The 16,434-nt window shown below is 60.2% G+C and carries 13 protein-coding genes, 3 tRNA genes and 1 pseudogene; 4 read left to right on the forward strand and 13 right to left on the reverse strand.

The annotated features are described in order from the left end of the window. Positions 1 to 220 precede the first annotated feature (220 nt). Positions 221 to 295 carry a pyrroloquinoline quinone precursor peptide PqqA gene (pqqA, locus tag VF716_RS05195; RefSeq protein ID WP_430381548.1) on the forward strand — a complete coding sequence of 25 codons (75 nt, stop codon included), beginning with the start codon at positions 221 to 223 and terminating at the stop codon, positions 293 to 295. Positions 296 to 359: 64 nt separating this feature from the next. Continuing rightward, positions 360 to 635: pseudogene (locus VF716_RS05200) on the forward strand (hypothetical protein); the annotation flags it as partial. A gap of 154 nt (positions 636 to 789) precedes the next feature. Here VF716_RS05200 and VF716_RS05205 read toward each other — a convergent pair. The 11 genes from VF716_RS05205 to VF716_RS05255 all read right to left on the reverse strand — a co-directional run bounded on the left by VF716_RS05205 (position 790) and on the right by VF716_RS05255 (position 11,427). Beyond that, entirely contained in the window at positions 790 to 2,646 is a 1,857-nt protein-coding gene (locus VF716_RS05205) for a SurA N-terminal domain-containing protein (RefSeq protein WP_440552097.1), read from the reverse strand. 205 nt (positions 2,647 to 2,851) lie between these two features. Next, positions 2,852 to 3,124 (reverse strand): nucleoid-associated protein HU-beta, encoded by a 273-nt coding sequence (hupB, locus tag VF716_RS05210; RefSeq protein WP_003282502.1) that lies wholly within the window; start codon positions 3,122 to 3,124, stop codon positions 2,852 to 2,854. A gap of 130 nt (positions 3,125 to 3,254) precedes the next feature. Beyond that, a complete protein-coding gene (gene lon, locus VF716_RS05215; protein WP_053527514.1) occupies positions 3,255 to 5,651 on the reverse strand; it encodes an endopeptidase La in 2,397 nt (798 codons plus the stop codon). Positions 5,652 to 5,783: 132 nt separating this feature from the next. After that, entirely contained in the window at positions 5,784 to 7,064 is a 1,281-nt protein-coding gene (gene clpX / locus VF716_RS05220) for an ATP-dependent Clp protease ATP-binding subunit ClpX (protein WP_049339836.1), read from the reverse strand. A gap of 97 nt (positions 7,065 to 7,161) precedes the next feature. Beyond that, the gene (gene clpP / locus VF716_RS05225; RefSeq protein ID WP_013982753.1) at positions 7,162 to 7,800 is read right to left on the reverse strand and encodes an ATP-dependent Clp endopeptidase proteolytic subunit ClpP; all 639 of its coding nucleotides are present in this window, start codon (positions 7,798 to 7,800) and stop codon (positions 7,162 to 7,164) included. A gap of 89 nt (positions 7,801 to 7,889) precedes the next feature. Continuing rightward, complete coding sequence (gene tig, locus VF716_RS05230; protein WP_011913197.1) at positions 7,890 to 9,200, reverse strand: trigger factor; 1,311 nt, start codon at positions 9,198 to 9,200, stop codon at positions 7,890 to 7,892. Positions 9,201 to 9,372: 172 nt separating this feature from the next. Then, positions 9,373 to 10,134, reverse strand: a complete 762-nt coding sequence (locus VF716_RS05235) for a sulfite exporter TauE/SafE family protein (protein ID WP_045159018.1) — start codon at positions 10,132 to 10,134, stop codon at positions 9,373 to 9,375. An 8-nt stretch (positions 10,135 to 10,142) separates the two neighbouring features. Then, positions 10,143 to 10,850 (reverse strand): FadR/GntR family transcriptional regulator, encoded by a 708-nt coding sequence (locus VF716_RS05240; protein WP_045159017.1) that lies wholly within the window; start codon positions 10,848 to 10,850, stop codon positions 10,143 to 10,145. 254 nt (positions 10,851 to 11,104) lie between these two features. Beyond that, a tRNA-Leu gene (locus tag VF716_RS05245) sits at positions 11,105 to 11,189 on the reverse strand. A gap of 51 nt (positions 11,190 to 11,240) precedes the next feature. Next, positions 11,241 to 11,316: transfer RNA gene (locus VF716_RS05250), tRNA-His, on the reverse strand. Between the two features lie 34 nt (positions 11,317 to 11,350). Beyond that, positions 11,351 to 11,427: transfer RNA gene (locus VF716_RS05255), tRNA-Arg, on the reverse strand. A 272-nt stretch (positions 11,428 to 11,699) separates the two neighbouring features. On the opposite strand from VF716_RS05255, the gene folD reads away from it, so the two are divergent. Continuing rightward, positions 11,700 to 12,554: a bifunctional methylenetetrahydrofolate dehydrogenase/methenyltetrahydrofolate cyclohydrolase FolD gene (folD, locus tag VF716_RS05260; RefSeq protein ID WP_053527515.1), complete on the forward strand. Its 855-nt coding sequence runs from the start codon at positions 11,700 to 11,702 to the stop codon at positions 12,552 to 12,554. Positions 12,555 to 12,611: 57 nt separating this feature from the next. Here folD and cysS read toward each other — a convergent pair whose 3' ends face one another. Next, positions 12,612 to 13,997 (reverse strand): cysteine--tRNA ligase, encoded by a 1,386-nt coding sequence (cysS, locus tag VF716_RS05265; RefSeq protein WP_020699855.1) that lies wholly within the window; start codon positions 13,995 to 13,997, stop codon positions 12,612 to 12,614. Further along, on the reverse strand, positions 13,997 to 15,664 hold the full coding sequence (locus VF716_RS05270; RefSeq protein ID WP_053527516.1) for a glutamine--tRNA ligase/YqeY domain fusion protein: 1,668 nt from the start codon (positions 15,662 to 15,664) through the stop codon (positions 13,997 to 13,999). Before VF716_RS05270 ends, cysS begins: the two co-directional genes overlap by 1 nt. 273 nt (positions 15,665 to 15,937) lie before the next feature. On the opposite strand from VF716_RS05270, the gene VF716_RS05275 reads away from it, so the two are divergent. Then, positions 15,938 to 16,432, forward strand: a complete 495-nt coding sequence (locus tag VF716_RS05275; RefSeq protein ID WP_013982747.1) for a peptidylprolyl isomerase — start codon at positions 15,938 to 15,940, stop codon at positions 16,430 to 16,432. Positions 16,433 to 16,434 lie beyond the last annotated feature (2 nt).

Genomic DNA, 16,434 nt, shown 5'->3' on the forward strand with positions numbered 1-16,434 from the left:
CTCGGCCAAAAAGCCGCACAGGCTAGCCCCTGGTCCACGCGGCAAAAATGATCCCGGACAAGGGCGCAGAACCACAGCGCAAATATTCTCCAGCGCAAGAAAAGCACGACCAAAAGCCTGCAAAACCGACCCCAAAGTCTTATTAGGCGCCCCTGCAAAGCGCCTTAGCTTCGAGCTGCGGTACCGCATTTCCCAACGACAACATGAAAGGAGATACACCATGCAGTGGATCGATCCGAACTTCTGCGATCTGCGTCTGGGCTTCGAAGTCACCGCTTACGTCTACGTGCGCTGAGGCGCCGGGGTTGCGCTGACACTCGGCTGTTACCTGCTGCTGCGCTACTGGCTGGTGAGCTGACATGCAACTGCCCGTTCTCGACCTGCTGGCGCGCTACGCGCATCTTCTGTTCGCGCTGGTTTGGGTCGGCCACAACTACGCGAACTTCATCCAGAACCCGCGCTTCGTGCCGCTGCAGAACGGCGTTGACGTTGCCGTCCTCAACCGCGATCTGGAGGCGCGGATGAAGCGCGAGCACGGTGTCTTCCGCTATGCCTCGCGCGTGGTCTGGCTGTCGGGCCTGGTGATGCTCTGGCAGCGCGGCTGGCTGGTCGACGCGCTGCTGCTGCAGGACCCGTGTCCACACCGCCTTCATGCACCAGAGCCCCTGGCTCGCACGCCGGCTGTTGCGGTAGCGCTTCTTCCCCGGCAGAAACGACAACGCCCCGAACCAGTCGGGGCGTTGTCGTGGGTGCTGGCAAGGCTTCGCAGCTTGCCAGCCATTCATTCGATCAGAAACGCTCGATCTTCGCTTCGGCCTGCAGCTTCTGACGGAACGCCGCGAAGTCCTGCTGCCCCATCCGCGAAGCCAGGAAGCGGCGAATGTTCAGCTTCTCTTCGTCGGACAAAGCGGCGTCAGCCTCATTGACGCCGTTCAGTCGCACAACCACGTAATCGCCGTTGTTCAGCGCCACGCCCGAGTAGCTGGGCTTGTCCTGCTGCTCCGGACGCGGCATGCGGAACACTGCCTGCAGCAGCGCCGGTGCGACGCCCTCCTGGCTGCGAGTGGCCGCTTCGACCGCCTGCCACTGCCCTTCAGGTTGCTTGCCTTCGCGCAGCTCGGCCAACAGCTGCTCACCCTGAGTACGAGCGGTTTCGGCCGCCAGCGTGCGCTGGAGTTGCTGCACGATATCGTCACGAACGTCGGCAAGCGGAATCGGCGCAGGCTTCAGGTGCTCCTTGACGCGAATCACCACCGCCGTATCAGGGTCCAGTTCGATCACGCTGCTGTTGGCGCCGTCCACCAGCACTTCCTCGCTGAACGCGGCCTGGATGACCTGCCGATTGGCCGTGATGCCTTCGCCGCCCTCACGCCCGAACGCTTCGGTGGTCTGCACCATCAAACCCAGTTCCTGCGCAGGCTGCGCCAGGTCGGATGCCTCGAAGGCAGCGTCTTCCAGCTGTTTGCTGGTCTCCACGAAGCGTTGCTCGACCTGCTGGGCCTTCAGCTCGCGTACCAGCTCCGGCTTCATGCTTTCGAAAGAGGGAACCTCCGGTGACTGGACGCCGAGCAGCTTGATGATGTGCCAGCCGAACTCCGACTTGACCGGTGCCGAGACCTCGCCTTCGTTCAATGCATAAAGCGCATCTTCGAATGCTGGGTCGTAGACCCCTGGACCAGCAAAGCCCAAGTCGCCACCTTCGTTGGCCGAGCCCGGATCCTGGGAAACCTCCTTGGCGACCGCGGCGAAATCCTCACCATTCTTCACGCGCGCGGCGATCTCGTCGATCTTGGCCTTGGCCTCGTCGTCGCTCAGTTCACCGCCGGTCTCGATCAGGATATGCGCGGCGCGGCGCTGTTCTGCCAGATTGGCGATCTGCTTCTGATACAGCTCCTGCAACTCCTCGTCGGACGCCTCGACCTGATCGAAGAACGACTCCTTCTTCAGCTCGACGTATTCGACGACGACCTGTTCAGGGGTACGAAAACGGTCGGCATTGGCCTCGTAGAACTCGTTGATCTGGTCGTCGCTGACCTCGATGGCTTCGTGCTGCGCCGGCACGGTCAGCGTAGCGAAATCCCGGGTCTGCATCTCCAGGCGGGCAAAGTTTTGCACCTGCTGATCGGTAACGAAACCGGTACCGGAAATGCCGGCACGCAGCTGGCCAATCAGCATTTCCTGTTCGAGCAGTTGGCGGAACTGGAGACGGGAATAGCCCATCTGCTGGATCACCTGATCAAACCGGGCAGGGTTGAAAGCACCGTCAACCTGGAACTCGGGGGTCTGCAGGATCAGCTGATCGAGCGCTTCGCGCGAGAATGCGAAGTTGGCGCCCTTGGCGGCCTGCAACAGCAGCATGCGATCGATCAGCGAGCCGAGAGCCGCATCGCGCAGCAGGCGGTCGTCGAGCAGGGACGGATCGAAATCCTGCCCGAGCTGCTGGGCAAGCTGCCGGCGCTGCATGTTCATGGCCTGGTCGAGGTCGTAGCGGGAAATTTCCTCGCCGTTGACTTCTGCAGCGTTCTGGGCGTTGCTGGCGGCATTGAAGATGGCATCGAAGCCAGTCAAGGCCAGCAGCACGACGATGACGCCGATGATGGTTTTGGCAATCCAGCCTTGTGAATTGTCCCTGATGTTCTGAAGCATGCGACCCCCAGGAGTCTGCGGCCCGCAAGACTGCGCACCGCGGGTGGAAACCGAATAAAAGAAAGGCGCATCCAGGGATGCGCCTTCTCGGAGCCTTTGGAGCGGTTGGGCTTATTCCCCCAAGCCAGATCTCGGCAGGCCAGGCCTGCTCGACAACCGCCCCGTGCCAGCGCAGCGCACGCTGACTGGCCGGGTAACAAAACGCTTAGTTGACAGCGTCTTTCAGAGCCTTGCCAGCTTTGAAGCCCGGGATCTTGGCGGCAGCGATGTTGATCGGCTTGCCAGTCTGCGGGTTGCGACCAGTGCGCGCAGCGCGCTCCTTGACAGCGAAAGTACCGAAACCAACCAGTACCACGGAGTCACCAGCCTTCAGGGCGCCGGTGACGGATTCGATCACTGCATCCAGCGCGCGGCCAGCAACAGCTTTTGGGATATCAGCAGATGCAGCGATGGCATCGATCAGTTCCGACTTGTTCACTCTAAGTCCCCTTATTTCTGTTGAGTCGTATCTTTAATTTTCGGGTGTAAGCAAAGCGGTGCTAGATGGCTCTGACACAAGAGGCCGATTAAACAAGGGCACCTGAAGTGTGTCAACGTGGCCTTCCAGACTAATGCGTGCTGATTCGCTCCTTGGAATCAGGCTCGCGCTTGTCGTCCTTTGCAACAATCTCGGGAGCCGCATCGGGCAAGGGCTCCGGCGCGTATTGCAGCGCAATTTGCAGGACCTCGTCAATCCACTTCACCGGTTTAATCTGCAGGTCCTGCTTAATATTTTCAGGAATCTCTTTCAGATCACGCTGATTTTCTTCCGGAATGATCACCGTCTTGATTCCACCGCGATGCGCAGCCAGAAGTTTCTCCTTCAGTCCGCCAATGGCCAGCACTTGTCCACGCAATGTGATCTCGCCGGTCATTGCGACATCTGCGCGCACCGGGATCTGCGTCAGGGCAGAAACCAGCGCCGTACACATCCCGATACCAGCGCTCGGGCCATCCTTGGGGGTGGCGCCCTCTGGCACGTGGATATGGATGTCCTGCTTTTCATGAAAATCGGCAGCAATGCCCAGGCTGACCGCCCGGCTGCGAACCACCGTCAGCGCCGCGGTAATCGACTCGCCCATCACCTCGCCCAGCGAGCCGGTCTTGGTAAGCCGCCCTTTGCCCGGTACCACGGCCGCCTCGATCGTCAGCAGCTCGCCACCGACCTGAGTCCAGGCCAGCCCGGTGACCTGCCCTACCTGATCCTGCTGTTCGGCGAGCCCGTAACGGAACTTGCGAACACCCAGGAAATGCTCGAGAGAATCGGCATCCACAATCACATGGAAGCGTTTCTCGGCCGCATGCTCCTTGACCACCTTGCGGCACACCTTGGCCAGCTGGCGCTCAAGGCTGCGAACACCGGCCTCCCGGGTGTAGTAGCGAATGATGTCCCTGATAGCGGCTTCCTGGAACTCCAGCTCGCCCTTCTTCAGGCCATTGGCCTCGATCTGCTTGGGCGCCAGATACCGTGTGGCAATGTTGACCTTCTCGTCCTCGGTATAGCCAGGCAGGCGGATGACTTCCATGCGGTCGAGCAACGGCGCCGGAATGTTCATCGAGTTGGCGGTACAGAGGAACATCACGTCCGAGAGGTCATAGTCGACCTCCAGATAGTGATCGTTGAAGTTGTGGTTCTGCTCCGGGTCCAGCACCTCGAGCAGTGCCGAGGCAGGATCGCCGCGCATGTCGCTGCCCATCTTGTCGATCTCGTCGAGCAGGAACAGCGGGTTGCGCACGCCCACCTTGGTCATCTTCTGGATCAGACGGCCCGGCATGGAACCGATGTAGGTGCGGCGATGGCCGCGAATCTCGGCTTCGTCACGCACACCGCCCAGCGCCATGCGAACAAACTTGCGATTGGTCGAACGCGCAATGGATTCGGCGAGGGACGTCTTGCCGACACCGGGCGGCCCTACCAGGCAGAGCACCGGCCCCTTGAGCTTCTTCACACGCTTCTGCACGGCGAGATACTCAAGGATGCGGTCCTTGACCTCTTCCAGACCATAGTGGTCGGCGTCGAGCACCTCTTCTGCCTTGGCGAGGTCCAGCCGGACCTTGCTGGCGGCTTTCCAAGGCACGTTCACCAGCCAGTCGATATAGGTCCTCACTACCGTCGCCTCGGCCGACATCGGTGACATCTGCTTGAGCTTGTTCAGCTCCGCCTGGGCCTTGGCATAGGCATCCTTGCTGAGTCCGGCGTTCTCGACACGCTTCTTCAGTTCATCGACTTCGTTATGGCCTTCATCGATATCGCCGAGCTCCTTCTGAATGGCCTTCATCTGCTCGTTCAGGTAGTACTCGCGCTGGCTGCGCTCCATCTGCTTCTTCACGCGGCCGCGAATGCGCTTCTCGACCTGAAGCAGATCGATCTCGGCGTCCAACAACGCCAGGACGTGCTCGACACGGGCAGGTAGGTCGGTGATCTCCAGGATCTGCTGTTTCTGCTCGATCTTCAGCGCCATGTGCGCCGCCATGGTGTCGACTAGGCGGGCCGGCTCGTCGATGCTGCTCAGTGAGGACAGCACCTCTGCCGGGACCTTCTTGCCAAGCTGCACGTACTGCTCGAACTGACTGAGCAGGCTGCGCGTGAAAACTTCCGATTCGCGTGCATCGACATCGGCTTCCTCGATCAGCGAAACCTCGGCTCGACAGTGATCGTCGACTTTGACGAATCGCTCGATCACGCCCCGCTGCTCACCTTCGACCAGCACCTTGACGGTGCCGTCCGGAAGCTTGAGCAGCTGCAGCACGGTAGCAACGGTGCCGACGCGATATAGCGCATCTTCGCCCGGGTCGTCGTCGGCCGGATTCTTCTGCGCCAGCAGGAGAATCTGCTTGTCGCCGGACATGGCGGATTCGAGCGCCTCGATGGATTTTTCACGGCCAACGAAAAGCGGGATCACCATATGCGGGTAAACCACCACATCGCGCAGCGGCAAGAGGGGCAATTCGATGGTTGTTTTCATAAATTCAGCTCTACGACGGCCATACGGCGGTAAACGGATGGGCTATACCCTTGCAGCAAAGATGAGGGCACCCTCGGCAAAAAACAAGGCGGCGAGCCAAATACAAAGGGGCCCGAAGGCCCCTTTGTTCGATCACGCCTCAGGCGCAGCCTTGGCTGGCGGCTCGGTGTTCTCGTAGATCAGCAAAGGCTGGGATGTGCCTTCGATCACGCTTTCATCGATGACCACCTTGCTGACGTCCTTCTGCGACGGAATTTCATACATGGTGTCCAGCAGAACGCCTTCGAGAATCGAGCGCAAACCGCGGGCACCCGTCTTGCGTTCGAGTGCACGATGAGCGACAGCTTTCAGCGCGTCCGGGCGGAATTCGAGATCCACACCCTCGAGTTCGAACAGTTTGGCGTACTGCTTGGTCAACGCGTTCTTCGGCTCGGTCAGGATCTGGATCAACGCAGCTTCGTCGAGCTCGTCGAGGGTTGCGATCACCGGCAGACGACCGACGAACTCGGGGATCAAGCCGAACTTGACCAGATCATCCGGCTCGACCGCACGCAGCGCTTCACCGATCTTCTTGCCCGGGTCCTTACTGCGCACTTCCGCGTTGAAGCCGATACCACCCTGGGTGGAGCGACCCTGGATAACCTTTTCCAGGCCGGCGAACGCGCCGCCGCAGATGAACAGTATGTTGCGCGTGTCGACCTGCAGGAACTCCTGCTGCGGATGCTTACGGCCACCCTGTGGCGGGACGGAAGCAACGGTGCCTTCGATGAGCTTCAGCAGCGCCTGCTGCACGCCCTCACCGGAAACGTCTCGGGTTATGGACGGGTTATCCGATTTGCGGGAGATCTTGTCGATCTCATCGATATAGACAATGCCCATCTGGGCCTTCTCCACATCGTAATCGCACTTCTGCAGCAGCTTCTGGATGATGTTCTCGACGTCTTCACCCACGTAACCCGCCTCGGTGAGCGTGGTTGCATCGGCAATGGTGAACGGAACATTGAGCAGGCGCGCCAGCGTCTCGGCGAGCAGCGTCTTGCCGGAGCCAGTGGGACCGATCAGCAGGATGTTGCTCTTGCCCAGCTCGACTTCTTCTTTCTTGTCGCGCTGGTTGAGGCGCTTGTAATGGTTGTACACGGCCACCGCGAGGATCTTTTTCGCGCGCTCCTGACCAATGACGTACTGGTCGAGAATGCCGCTGATCTCCTTTGGCGCAGGCAGCTTATGCGCGTTGCTCTCGGCCTGGGCTTCCTGCACCTCCTCACGGATGATGTCATTGCACAGGTCGACGCACTCGTCGCAGATGAAAACGGAGGGCCCGGCGATCAACTTGCGAACTTCATGCTGGCTTTTGCCGCAAAAAGAGCAATAGAGCAGTTTGCCGGAGTCCTCGCCGTTGCGGGTGTCAGTCATTCGATCGATCCAATCGGGAAGGCTTGAAACACAAGATGAAGGCAATCGTGGGCTTTTTCAAGCCCACGGAACAGCCACATATCGCAGGCTGGGGCGATCAGACGGCCAGTTGGCGCTGGGTCAGAACCTGGTCGATGAGGCCGTATTTGACGGCTTCTTCACCGCTCATGAAATTGTCGCGATCGGTATCACGGGCAATGACGTCCATGGGCTGGCCAGTGTGATGGGCAAGCACCTTGTTCAAGCGCTCGCGAATGGTCAGGATTTCCCGGGCGTGAATTTCGATGTCCGAAGCCTGACCCTGGAAGCCACCCAGAGGCTGGTGAATCATCATGCGCGAATGCGGCAGGCAGTAACGCTTGCCCGCCGCCCCGCCCGCCAGCAACAGGGCTCCCATGGAGCAAGCCTGACCGATACAGATGGTCGAGACGTTAGGCTTGATGAACTGCATGGTGTCGTAGATCGACATGCCAGCGGTCACCGAGCCACCCGGGGAATTGATATAGAGGTGAATGTCTTTCTCGGGGTTTTCCGCCTCGAGGAACAGCAGCTGCGCCACGATCAGGTTGGCCATGTAGTCCTCGACCTGGCCAACCATGAAAATCACCCGCTCCTTCAGGAGGCGTGAATAGATGTCGTAGGCGCGCTCACCGCGTGCGGATTGCTCGATCACCATCGGGACCAGGCCGCCGGCGGCCTGAATGTCCGGAGCTTGCATAAAAGGATTGCGGGACATGTTCCAACGATACTCCCTATGTCATGCCTCAAAAGACATAAGCCAGCACGAGGCTGGCTTATGTTTGTGCACTCGAATATATGAAGAAATCAGGCTGCTTGCGGGGCTTCCGCAGGCTTGACGGCTTCTTCGTAGGAGACCGACTTGTCGGTCACCTTGGCCTGCTGCAGAACAGTATCTACAACTTGCTCTTCGAGCACAACCGAGCGAACTTCGTTCAACTGCTCAGCATTCTTGTAGTACCAGGCCACAACCTGCTCCGGCTCCTGATAGGCGGAAGCCATTTCTTCGATCAGCTCACGAACGCGCGCTTCGTCCGGCTTGAGCTCTTTCTGCTTGACCACTTCAGCCACGATCAGACCCAGCACGACACGACGCTTGGCCTGCTCCTGGAACAGCTCTGCCGGCAGCTGGTCTGGCTTGATGTTGCCGCCGAACTGCTGCACCGCCTGTACGCGGAGGCGGTTCACTTCATTGTCTACCAGTGCTTTGGGCACTTCGATCGGGTTACCCGCAACCAGCCCTTCCATGACCTGGTTCTTCACCTTGGTCTTGATGGCCTGACGCAGTTCGCGCTCCATGTTCTTTTTCACTTCCGCGCGGAAACCTTCCACGCCACCTTCCTGAACGCCGAACTGGGCAAAGAACTCCTCGTTGAGTTCCGGTAGCTGAGGAGCCGCGACGCTATTTACGGTGACGGTGAACTCGGCAGTTTTGCCGGCCAGATCGAGGTTCTGGTAATCCTCGGGGAAAGTCGGGGTGATCACGCGCTCTTCGCCGGCCTTGGCGCCGACCAGGGCGTCTTCGAAGCCCGGGATCATGCGGCCGGAACCCAGCACCAGCTGAGTGCCCTTGGCCGAACCGCCGGCAAAAGCTTCACCGTCGATCTTGCCGACGAAGTCGATGTTCACCTGGTCGCCGTTCTCGGCAGCACGCTCGACGCTCTCGAAGCGAGTGTTCTGCTTGCGCAGGATTTCCAGCATGTTGTCGACGTCGGCATCAGTCACTTCAGCCTGCAGACGCTCGATCTCGATGGCCTCGAAACCAGCCACTTCAAACTCGGGGAATACTTCGAAGGTGGCGACGTACTCGAGATCCTTGCCCTTCTCGAATACCTTCGGCTCGACGGACGGAGCGCCAGCCGGGTTCAGCTTCTCGGCCACGATGGCTTCGTAGAAGGTGGACTGGATCAGGTCGCCCAGCGCTTCCTGACGAGCGGCTTCCTCATAACGCTGACGGATCACGCTCATCGGCACCTTGCCGGGGCGGAAACCGGGGATCTTGGCACGGCTGGCGGTCTGTTGCAGACGCTTGTTGACTTCGGTCTCGATGCGCTCGACCGGCACGCCGATGGTCATGCGGCGCTCAAGAGCGGAGGTGCTTTCAACAGAAACTTGCATGGATTTTCCTCGTTGCACAGACATAAGCCGGGCGTTCCGGCCCCAGAATGGGCAAGCATTCTAGTGGCTCGACCAGCATAAGTCACCCTGCCTCTCACACAACCTGCAAGCCGCAGGGCGCTTGCGAATCGCACCTGCCGGCCCGTTCGAGCCTTACGGGCGGCATCGCTCGTCAGCTCCGGAAGAACAGTATCGTCATGATCGACCCGGTCACGATTACCACCGCGCGCACCAGCGTTGCCGGCAGGCGTCGTCCGACACGAGCCATGACATACCCTCCGACTGTCGCAGCAAGCATCATTACCAGCGCTTCGCGCCAGAATATGGCGCCTCCGAAGGCGTAAACCGACACTGCGATTGCGGTCAATACCGATGACACAAGGTTCTTGAGTCCCTGCATCGCGTTGATGTTGCTATGGCCGAGCAGGCTGAAAGCAGCCAGCAGGACAATGCCCAGTCCGCCGTTGAAGTAGCCACCATAAACACTCACCGCAGCGATCGCGCAGGCCTGCACCCAAGCGCCGGCCTCGCCGGAGCCGGCGGTGCGCTTGAACGTGCGCAGCAACCATGGCCCGAACGCGAAAAGCAAAGTAGCAACCAGAAGCAGCCAGGGCACGATGGCGCGAAACACGTCATCCGGCGTCGTTAGCAGAAGTGCCGCGCCAAATGCACCCCCACCCAGGCTGATGGCGAGAAGTGAACGCATGCTCAGCGTGGCCGGAGCCTTGAGATCCTCCCGATAACCCCAGGTGCTTGCGAAGTATCCCGGCAACAGCGCAAAGGTCCCCGAAGCATTCGCTGCAACAGGCGGCACGCCTGCATAAACCAGGGCCGGGAACGTGAAAAAGCTACCGCCTCCGGCGATGGCATTCAGCCCACCACCCAGGAAAGCAGCGGCGAGCAGGATTGCCCAAGTGGCGATCGAATGATCCATGTCTATGGCTACTCCGGTTTGTTCGTTGCTTTTTTTGTTGTCGAAGAAAGGGCCTGTAGCGCTGGAGTCAGCAGCTCGCTGGCTGCGATGGCGGCCTGCTCCGGGCAGCCACGCACAATGGCCTCATAGACGGCCGCGTGGGCCTGGTAGGTAGGCTCAGGGAGATGCTTCTCCGCTTCCGTCCTGGCGATGGTGTTCTGTAGGCCAGCCCAGAAGAACCGGTACATCTCAACCAGTGCCGCGTTGTGACTGGCCCGGACAATGCTCAAATGAAACTGCGCATCGCGGTGGACGAATGCCTCAAGCGAAGCCGCGTCAGTCCAGCTTCCTCTGGCGCCAAGCGCATCGCTGATCGCTTTCAGGTCGTCATCGGTACGACGTGACGCGGCGAGTCGCGCCGCTTCGACCTCCAGAGCCCGACGGACTTCCAGCTGATCGTGCAGCGCGGCGTGGTCCAGGCTTTCGAGCAACTCCGAAGGGTCGCGGTTTGACCGAACGAACGTGCCGGCACCCTGGCGAACCTCCAGCAGCCCTGTGTGCACCAGCGCGCGCACCGCCTCACGAACGGTATTTCTGCCCACGCCAAGCATGTCGCTGAGCTGGGGCTCGGTAGGAATACGCTCACCGCACTCCCATGAGCCGGCAGTGATCTGCGTGCGCAACTGGTCGATAACGTGCTCCACCAGCGATAAGCGTTCCGCATGCTGCAACGTCATTCGCCACCTCAAATTCATCCTACGTATGGATCATAGGATGAATTTCGGTGCTGAACAACGTCGAGCGCCACACATCGGATCGTTCAGAGGGATGAAGCTGCGGTCATTGAGGAGAGAGCCGGAGAGTCGCTCCAGGCCGAGCGCAAAATCCAGCAGGACGTTTTGCCGTTTCAGTCAACGGCTTCATCGGGTGGCAGGAATCACATCGCCAGAAACGCGAAAGCCCCGGAATCCGGGGCTTTCGGCTTGTTACATGGTGCGGACGGAGAGACTCGAACTCTCACACCTTGCGGCGCCAGAACCTAAATCTGGTGTGTCTACCAATTTCACCACGTCCGCCAAGCGGGCTTAAACGAAAACGCCAGGCAGCGCCTGGCGTTCTCTGGAATATGGGGTGGACGAAGGGGATCGAACCCTCGACACCAGGAGCCACAATCCTGTGCTCTACCAACTGAGCTACGCCCACCATATTACGCTTTGCTTGTGCCAGAAGCCCGAAATGGCGCACCCGGCAGGACTCGAACCTGCGACCATCCGCTTAGAAGGCGGATGCTCTATCCAGCTGAGCTACGGGCGCTTTTATCTGCATTCTGTTCGGAGCGCAGACTTGAAGCTCCGGCCGTTGAAGAAGCTGTTTCTTCTAAGCCATCTTACCCAGCAGCAGGCTGTGCTCGACAAGCGGGGCGAATGTTATAGAGGCTCCAAACAGTCGTCAACAGCAAATTCAAAAAAATTTCAGTTAGATAAAGGAGTTACAACCGCCGTTAGCCGGTTCGCCTTTGCCGTGTGACCATGGCATGCGAGAATACGCGCCCTTTCCTCGTCCTCTCCAATGGTTAATCAAGCGTCATGACCGCAAAACTGATCGACGGTAAAACGATTGCTGCCAATATTCGCCAACAGATTTCTGGTCGTGTTGCCGAGCGCCGCGCCCAAGGGCTCCGCGCGCCCGGCCTCGCCGTGATTCTCGTGGGCAGCGACCCGGCCTCCCAGGTATATGTGGCGCACAAGCGCAAGGATTGCGAGGAAGTCGGTTTCAACTCCGTTGCCCATGACCTGCCGAGCGATACCCGCCAGGAGGACCTGCTGGCTCTGATCGATCAGCTGAACGACGACGCCTCCATTGACGGCATCCTGGTGCAGCTGCCGCTGCCCAAGCACCTCGATGCGTCGCAACTGCTCGAGCGTATTCGTCCGGACAAGGACGTGGATGGATTCCACCCCTACAACGTTGGTCGGCTGGCCCAACGTATGCCGCTGCTGCGCCCTTGCACCCCAAAAGGGATCATGACGCTGCTGGAAAGCACAGGGGTCGACCTGCACGGTCTGGACGCCGTAGTCGTTGGCGCCTCCAATATCGTCGGCCGGCCAATGGCGCTGGAGCTGCTGCTCGCCGGCTGCACCACTACCGTAACTCACCGCTTCACCCGCAATCTGGCCGAGCATGTACAGCGTGCCGACCTGGTAGTGGTCGCCACCGGCATCACTGGGCTGGTCAAGGGTGAGTGGATCAAGCCCGGTGCAATCGTTATCGACGTGGGCATCAACCGCCAGACCGACGGGCGTTTGCTGGGTGATGTGGAGTTCGAGCCTGCCAGCGAACGCGCTGCCTGGATCACTCCGGTCCCGGGCGGCGTGGGCCCGATGACCCGCGCCTGCCTGCTGGAGAATACCCTGTACGCTGCAGAACATTTGCACGACTGATCGAGAACGACGCAAACAAGAACGGCGCCCTTGGGCGCCGTTCTTGTTTGTATTCGACTATTCGGCTAAGCGCCAGGTCGTCCCGCCCTTCCCGTCCTCCAGCACCACCCCCATCGCGGTGAGCTGATCTCGGATGCGATCGGATTCGCCCCAGTTCTTTTCCGCCCTGGCAGCCAGACGTGCAGCGATCAAAGCCTCCACTTCCGCAGCATCGACCTTGCCAGCCGCTCCTGCCTGAAGGAAGGCATCGGGCTCCAGTTGCAGTACGCCGAGCACGCCGGCAAGCACCTTGAGCCGAGCCGCCAGCGCGGCGGCAGCAGCTAAATCCGATTCGCGCAGGCGGTTCACCTCACGAATCATCTCGAACAGCACCGCGCAGGCTTCCGGCGAGTTGAAGTCGTCATCCATCGCCGCAGCGAAGCGCGCAACAAACTCATCGCCGCCAGCAGGCTGGGCCTCCGGCAAGCCTTTGAGGCCGTTGTAGAAACGCTCCAGAGCGCTCTTGGCTTCACGCAAACTGTCTTCGGAGTAGTTGATCGGGCTGCGGTAGTGGCTGGATACCAGCAGGTAGCGCACCACCTCCGGGTGGTACTTCTCCAGCACTTCGCGGATGGTGAAGAAATTGCCCAGGCTCTTGGACATCTTCTCGCCATCGACACGCACCGCACCGGCGTGCATCCAGGCGTTCGCGTAAAGCTTGCCGGTGGCCGCCTCGCTCTGTGCGATCTCGTTCTCGTGGTGCGGAAACACCAGGTCCGGGCCGCCACCATGGATGTCGAACGTCTCGCCCAGGCAGCAGGTGGACATCACCGAACACTCGATATGCCAACCGGGACGCCCAGGGCCCCACGGCGAATCCCAGCTCGGCTCGCCCGGCTTGGCGCCCTTCCACAATACGAAGTCCAGCGGATCTTCCTTGGCTTCGTCCACTTCGATACGAGCGCCGATCTTCAGGTCTTCGATCTTGCGACGCGACAATTTGCCATAACCGACGAACTTGCCGACCCGGTAGTAGACGTCCCCGTTGCCCGGCGCATAGGCGAAGCCCTTGTCGATGAGTGTCTGGATCATCGTATGCATGCCGGCGATATGGTCGGTGGCGCGAGGCTCGACGTCCGGACGCAACACGTTGAGGCGCGTCTCATCTTCATGCATGGCCGCAATCATGCGTTCGACTAGCGCCTGGAACGGCTCGCCGTTCTCGCTGGCTCGGCGAATGATCTTGTCGTCGATGTCAGTGATGTTGCGCACGTAGGTGACATCGTAGCCTCGGTGGCGCAGCCAGCGGGTGACCACGTCGAACGCCACCATCACCCGCGCATGACCGATATGGCAGAAGTCATAGACCGTCATCCCGCAGACGTACATGCGCACCTTGTTGCCTTCCAGGGGGCGGAACGGCTCCTTGGCCTTGCTCAGGGTGTTGTAGATCGCCAGCGCCATCATTGACCCCAGGAGTCACGCAGCGTGACGGTGCGATTGAACACGGGAGCGCCGGGCTTGCTGTCCTTCATGTCGGCACAGAAATACCCTTCACGCTCGAACTGGAAGCGCTCTTCAGGAGCCGCATTGGCCAGCGACGGCTCAGCGCGGCACCCCTTGAGCACGACGAGCGACTCGGGATTGATATTGTCCAGGAAGCTGCCGCCCTCCTCGTCCTTCTCCGGGTTGGCGGAACGGAACAGACGATCGTACAGGCGCACCTCGCATTCGACGCTTTCGGCAGCTGGCACCCAGTGGATCACGCCTTTGACTTTGCGGCCCTCGGGATTCGTGCCCAAGGTGTTTTCGTCATACGAGCAGCGCAGCTCGACGATATTGCCCTGATCGTCCTTGACGGCCTCATCCGCACGGATCACGTAGCTGCCGCGCAGGCGCACCTCCCCGCCGGGAACCAGCCGTTTGAAGCCCGCTGGCGGGACTTCCTCGAAGTCGCCCGCATCGATATAGATCTCGCGGCTGAACGGTAGCACCCGCACTCCCATGTCCTGCTTGGGATGGCGCGGCAGCTCGAGGTTCTCGACCTGATCCTGCGGGTAGTTGGTGATGACCACCTTGAGCGGCTTGAGCACGCACATGGCACGCGCGGCGTTGGCGTCCAGGTCTTCGCGAATCGCGAACTCCAGCATGCCGATGTCGACAACACCGCCCGCGCGGTTCACGCCGATCATGTCGCAGAAGTTGCGGATCGAGGCTGGGGTATAGCCGCGGCGCCGGAAGCCAGAGAGCGTCGACATGCGCGGGTCGTCCCAACCGCTCACATGCTTCTCATCGACCAGCTGCTTGAGCTTGCGCTTGCTGGTGATGGTGTAGTTCAGATTTAGACGGGCGAACTCGTACTGGCGAGGCTGGGCCGGTACAGGCAGGTTGGCCAGAAACCACTCGTACAACGGACGATGGTCCTCGAATTCCAACGTGCAGATGGAATGCGTGATGCCCTCGATGGCATCCGACTGACCGTGAGTGAAGTCGTAGCTCGGATAGATGCACCACTTGTCGCCGGTCTGGTGATGGTGCGCATGGCGAATGCGGTAGAGAATCGGGTCGCGCAGGTTCATATTCGGCGACGCCATATCGATCTTCGCCCGCAGCGCACGGGCGCCATCCGGGAACTCGCCGGCCTTCATGCGGGCGAACAGGTCGAGATTCTCTTCCACCGAGCGCTCGCGGAACGGGCTGTTCGTGCCCGGTTCGGTCAGGCTGCCGCGGTACTCTCGAGCCTGCTCGGGTGTCAGATCGCAGACATACGCCTTGCCGGCCTTGATCAGGTGTACGGCCCAGTCATGCAGCTGATCGAAGTAATCGGAGGCATAGCGCTCTTCGCCAGCCCACTGGAAGCCAAGCCACTGCACGTCGCTCTTGATCGCGTCGATGTACTCCTGGTCCTCCTTGGCCGGGTTGGTGTCATCGAAACGCAGGTTGCACTCACCACCGAACTCCTTCGCCAGGCCAAAGTTCAGGCAAATCGACTTGGCGTGCCCGATGTGCAGATAACCGTTGGGCTCCGGGGGGAAACGGGTGATGATCTTGGCATGCTTGCCGGAGTCCAGGTCAGCCTGGACGATCGGACGGAGAAAGTTGCTAGCGGCGGGAGTCTCGGGCTTGCTCATGGTGTCCTTAACGATCAGCGAGTATGCGGCTTAGAGAGGTTTACAAAGTAGTGAGCGATGGCGAGGCAGGTTTTAACGCCGCATGCCGAGTGCAGTAGTTTGCAAGTACCCTCTCAGGGTAGGCCGACCAATTCAAAGCGCCTATCATAGCGGACCCGTCAACCCCCTGACAGAGCAATGCGCTCAGGCGGCGCTACGATCAGCGACTGGCGGCACTCGGTACGACGACCCTTGCAGCGGCACGCCCGCACCAACGAAACGGAACCCCTCACGATGATCAAACTGCACACCAACTACGGCGTCATCACCGTCAATCTGTTCGAAGACAAGGCTCCGGAAACCACTGCCAACTTCAAGGAATACGTGAAGAGCGGCCACTACGACGGCACCATCTTCCACCGCGTGATCAGCAATTTCATGATCCAGGGCGGCGGTTTCGAGCCGGGCATGAAGCAGAAGGCTACCCGCGCGCCGATCAAGAACGAGGCCAATAACGGCCTGTCGAACAAAACCGGCACTCTGGCGATGGCGCGCACCATGGAGCCGCATTCGGCATCCGCGCAGTTCTTCATCAACGTGAAGGACAACGACTTCCTCGATCACAGCGCGCCAACCGTTCAGGGCTGGGGCTATGCCGTGTTCGGCGAGGTGACCGAAGGCATGGATGTGGTCGAGAAGATCAAAGCTGTGGCAACAACCATGAAGTCCGGCCATCAGGACGTCCCGGTGGAGGACGTGGTGATCGAGAAGGCCGAGATCGTCGAGTAATC

Source organism: Stutzerimonas sp. Brlt_14 (assembly GCF_051948915.1).
Lineage (GTDB): Bacteria > Pseudomonadota > Gammaproteobacteria > Pseudomonadales > Pseudomonadaceae > Stutzerimonas > Stutzerimonas stutzeri.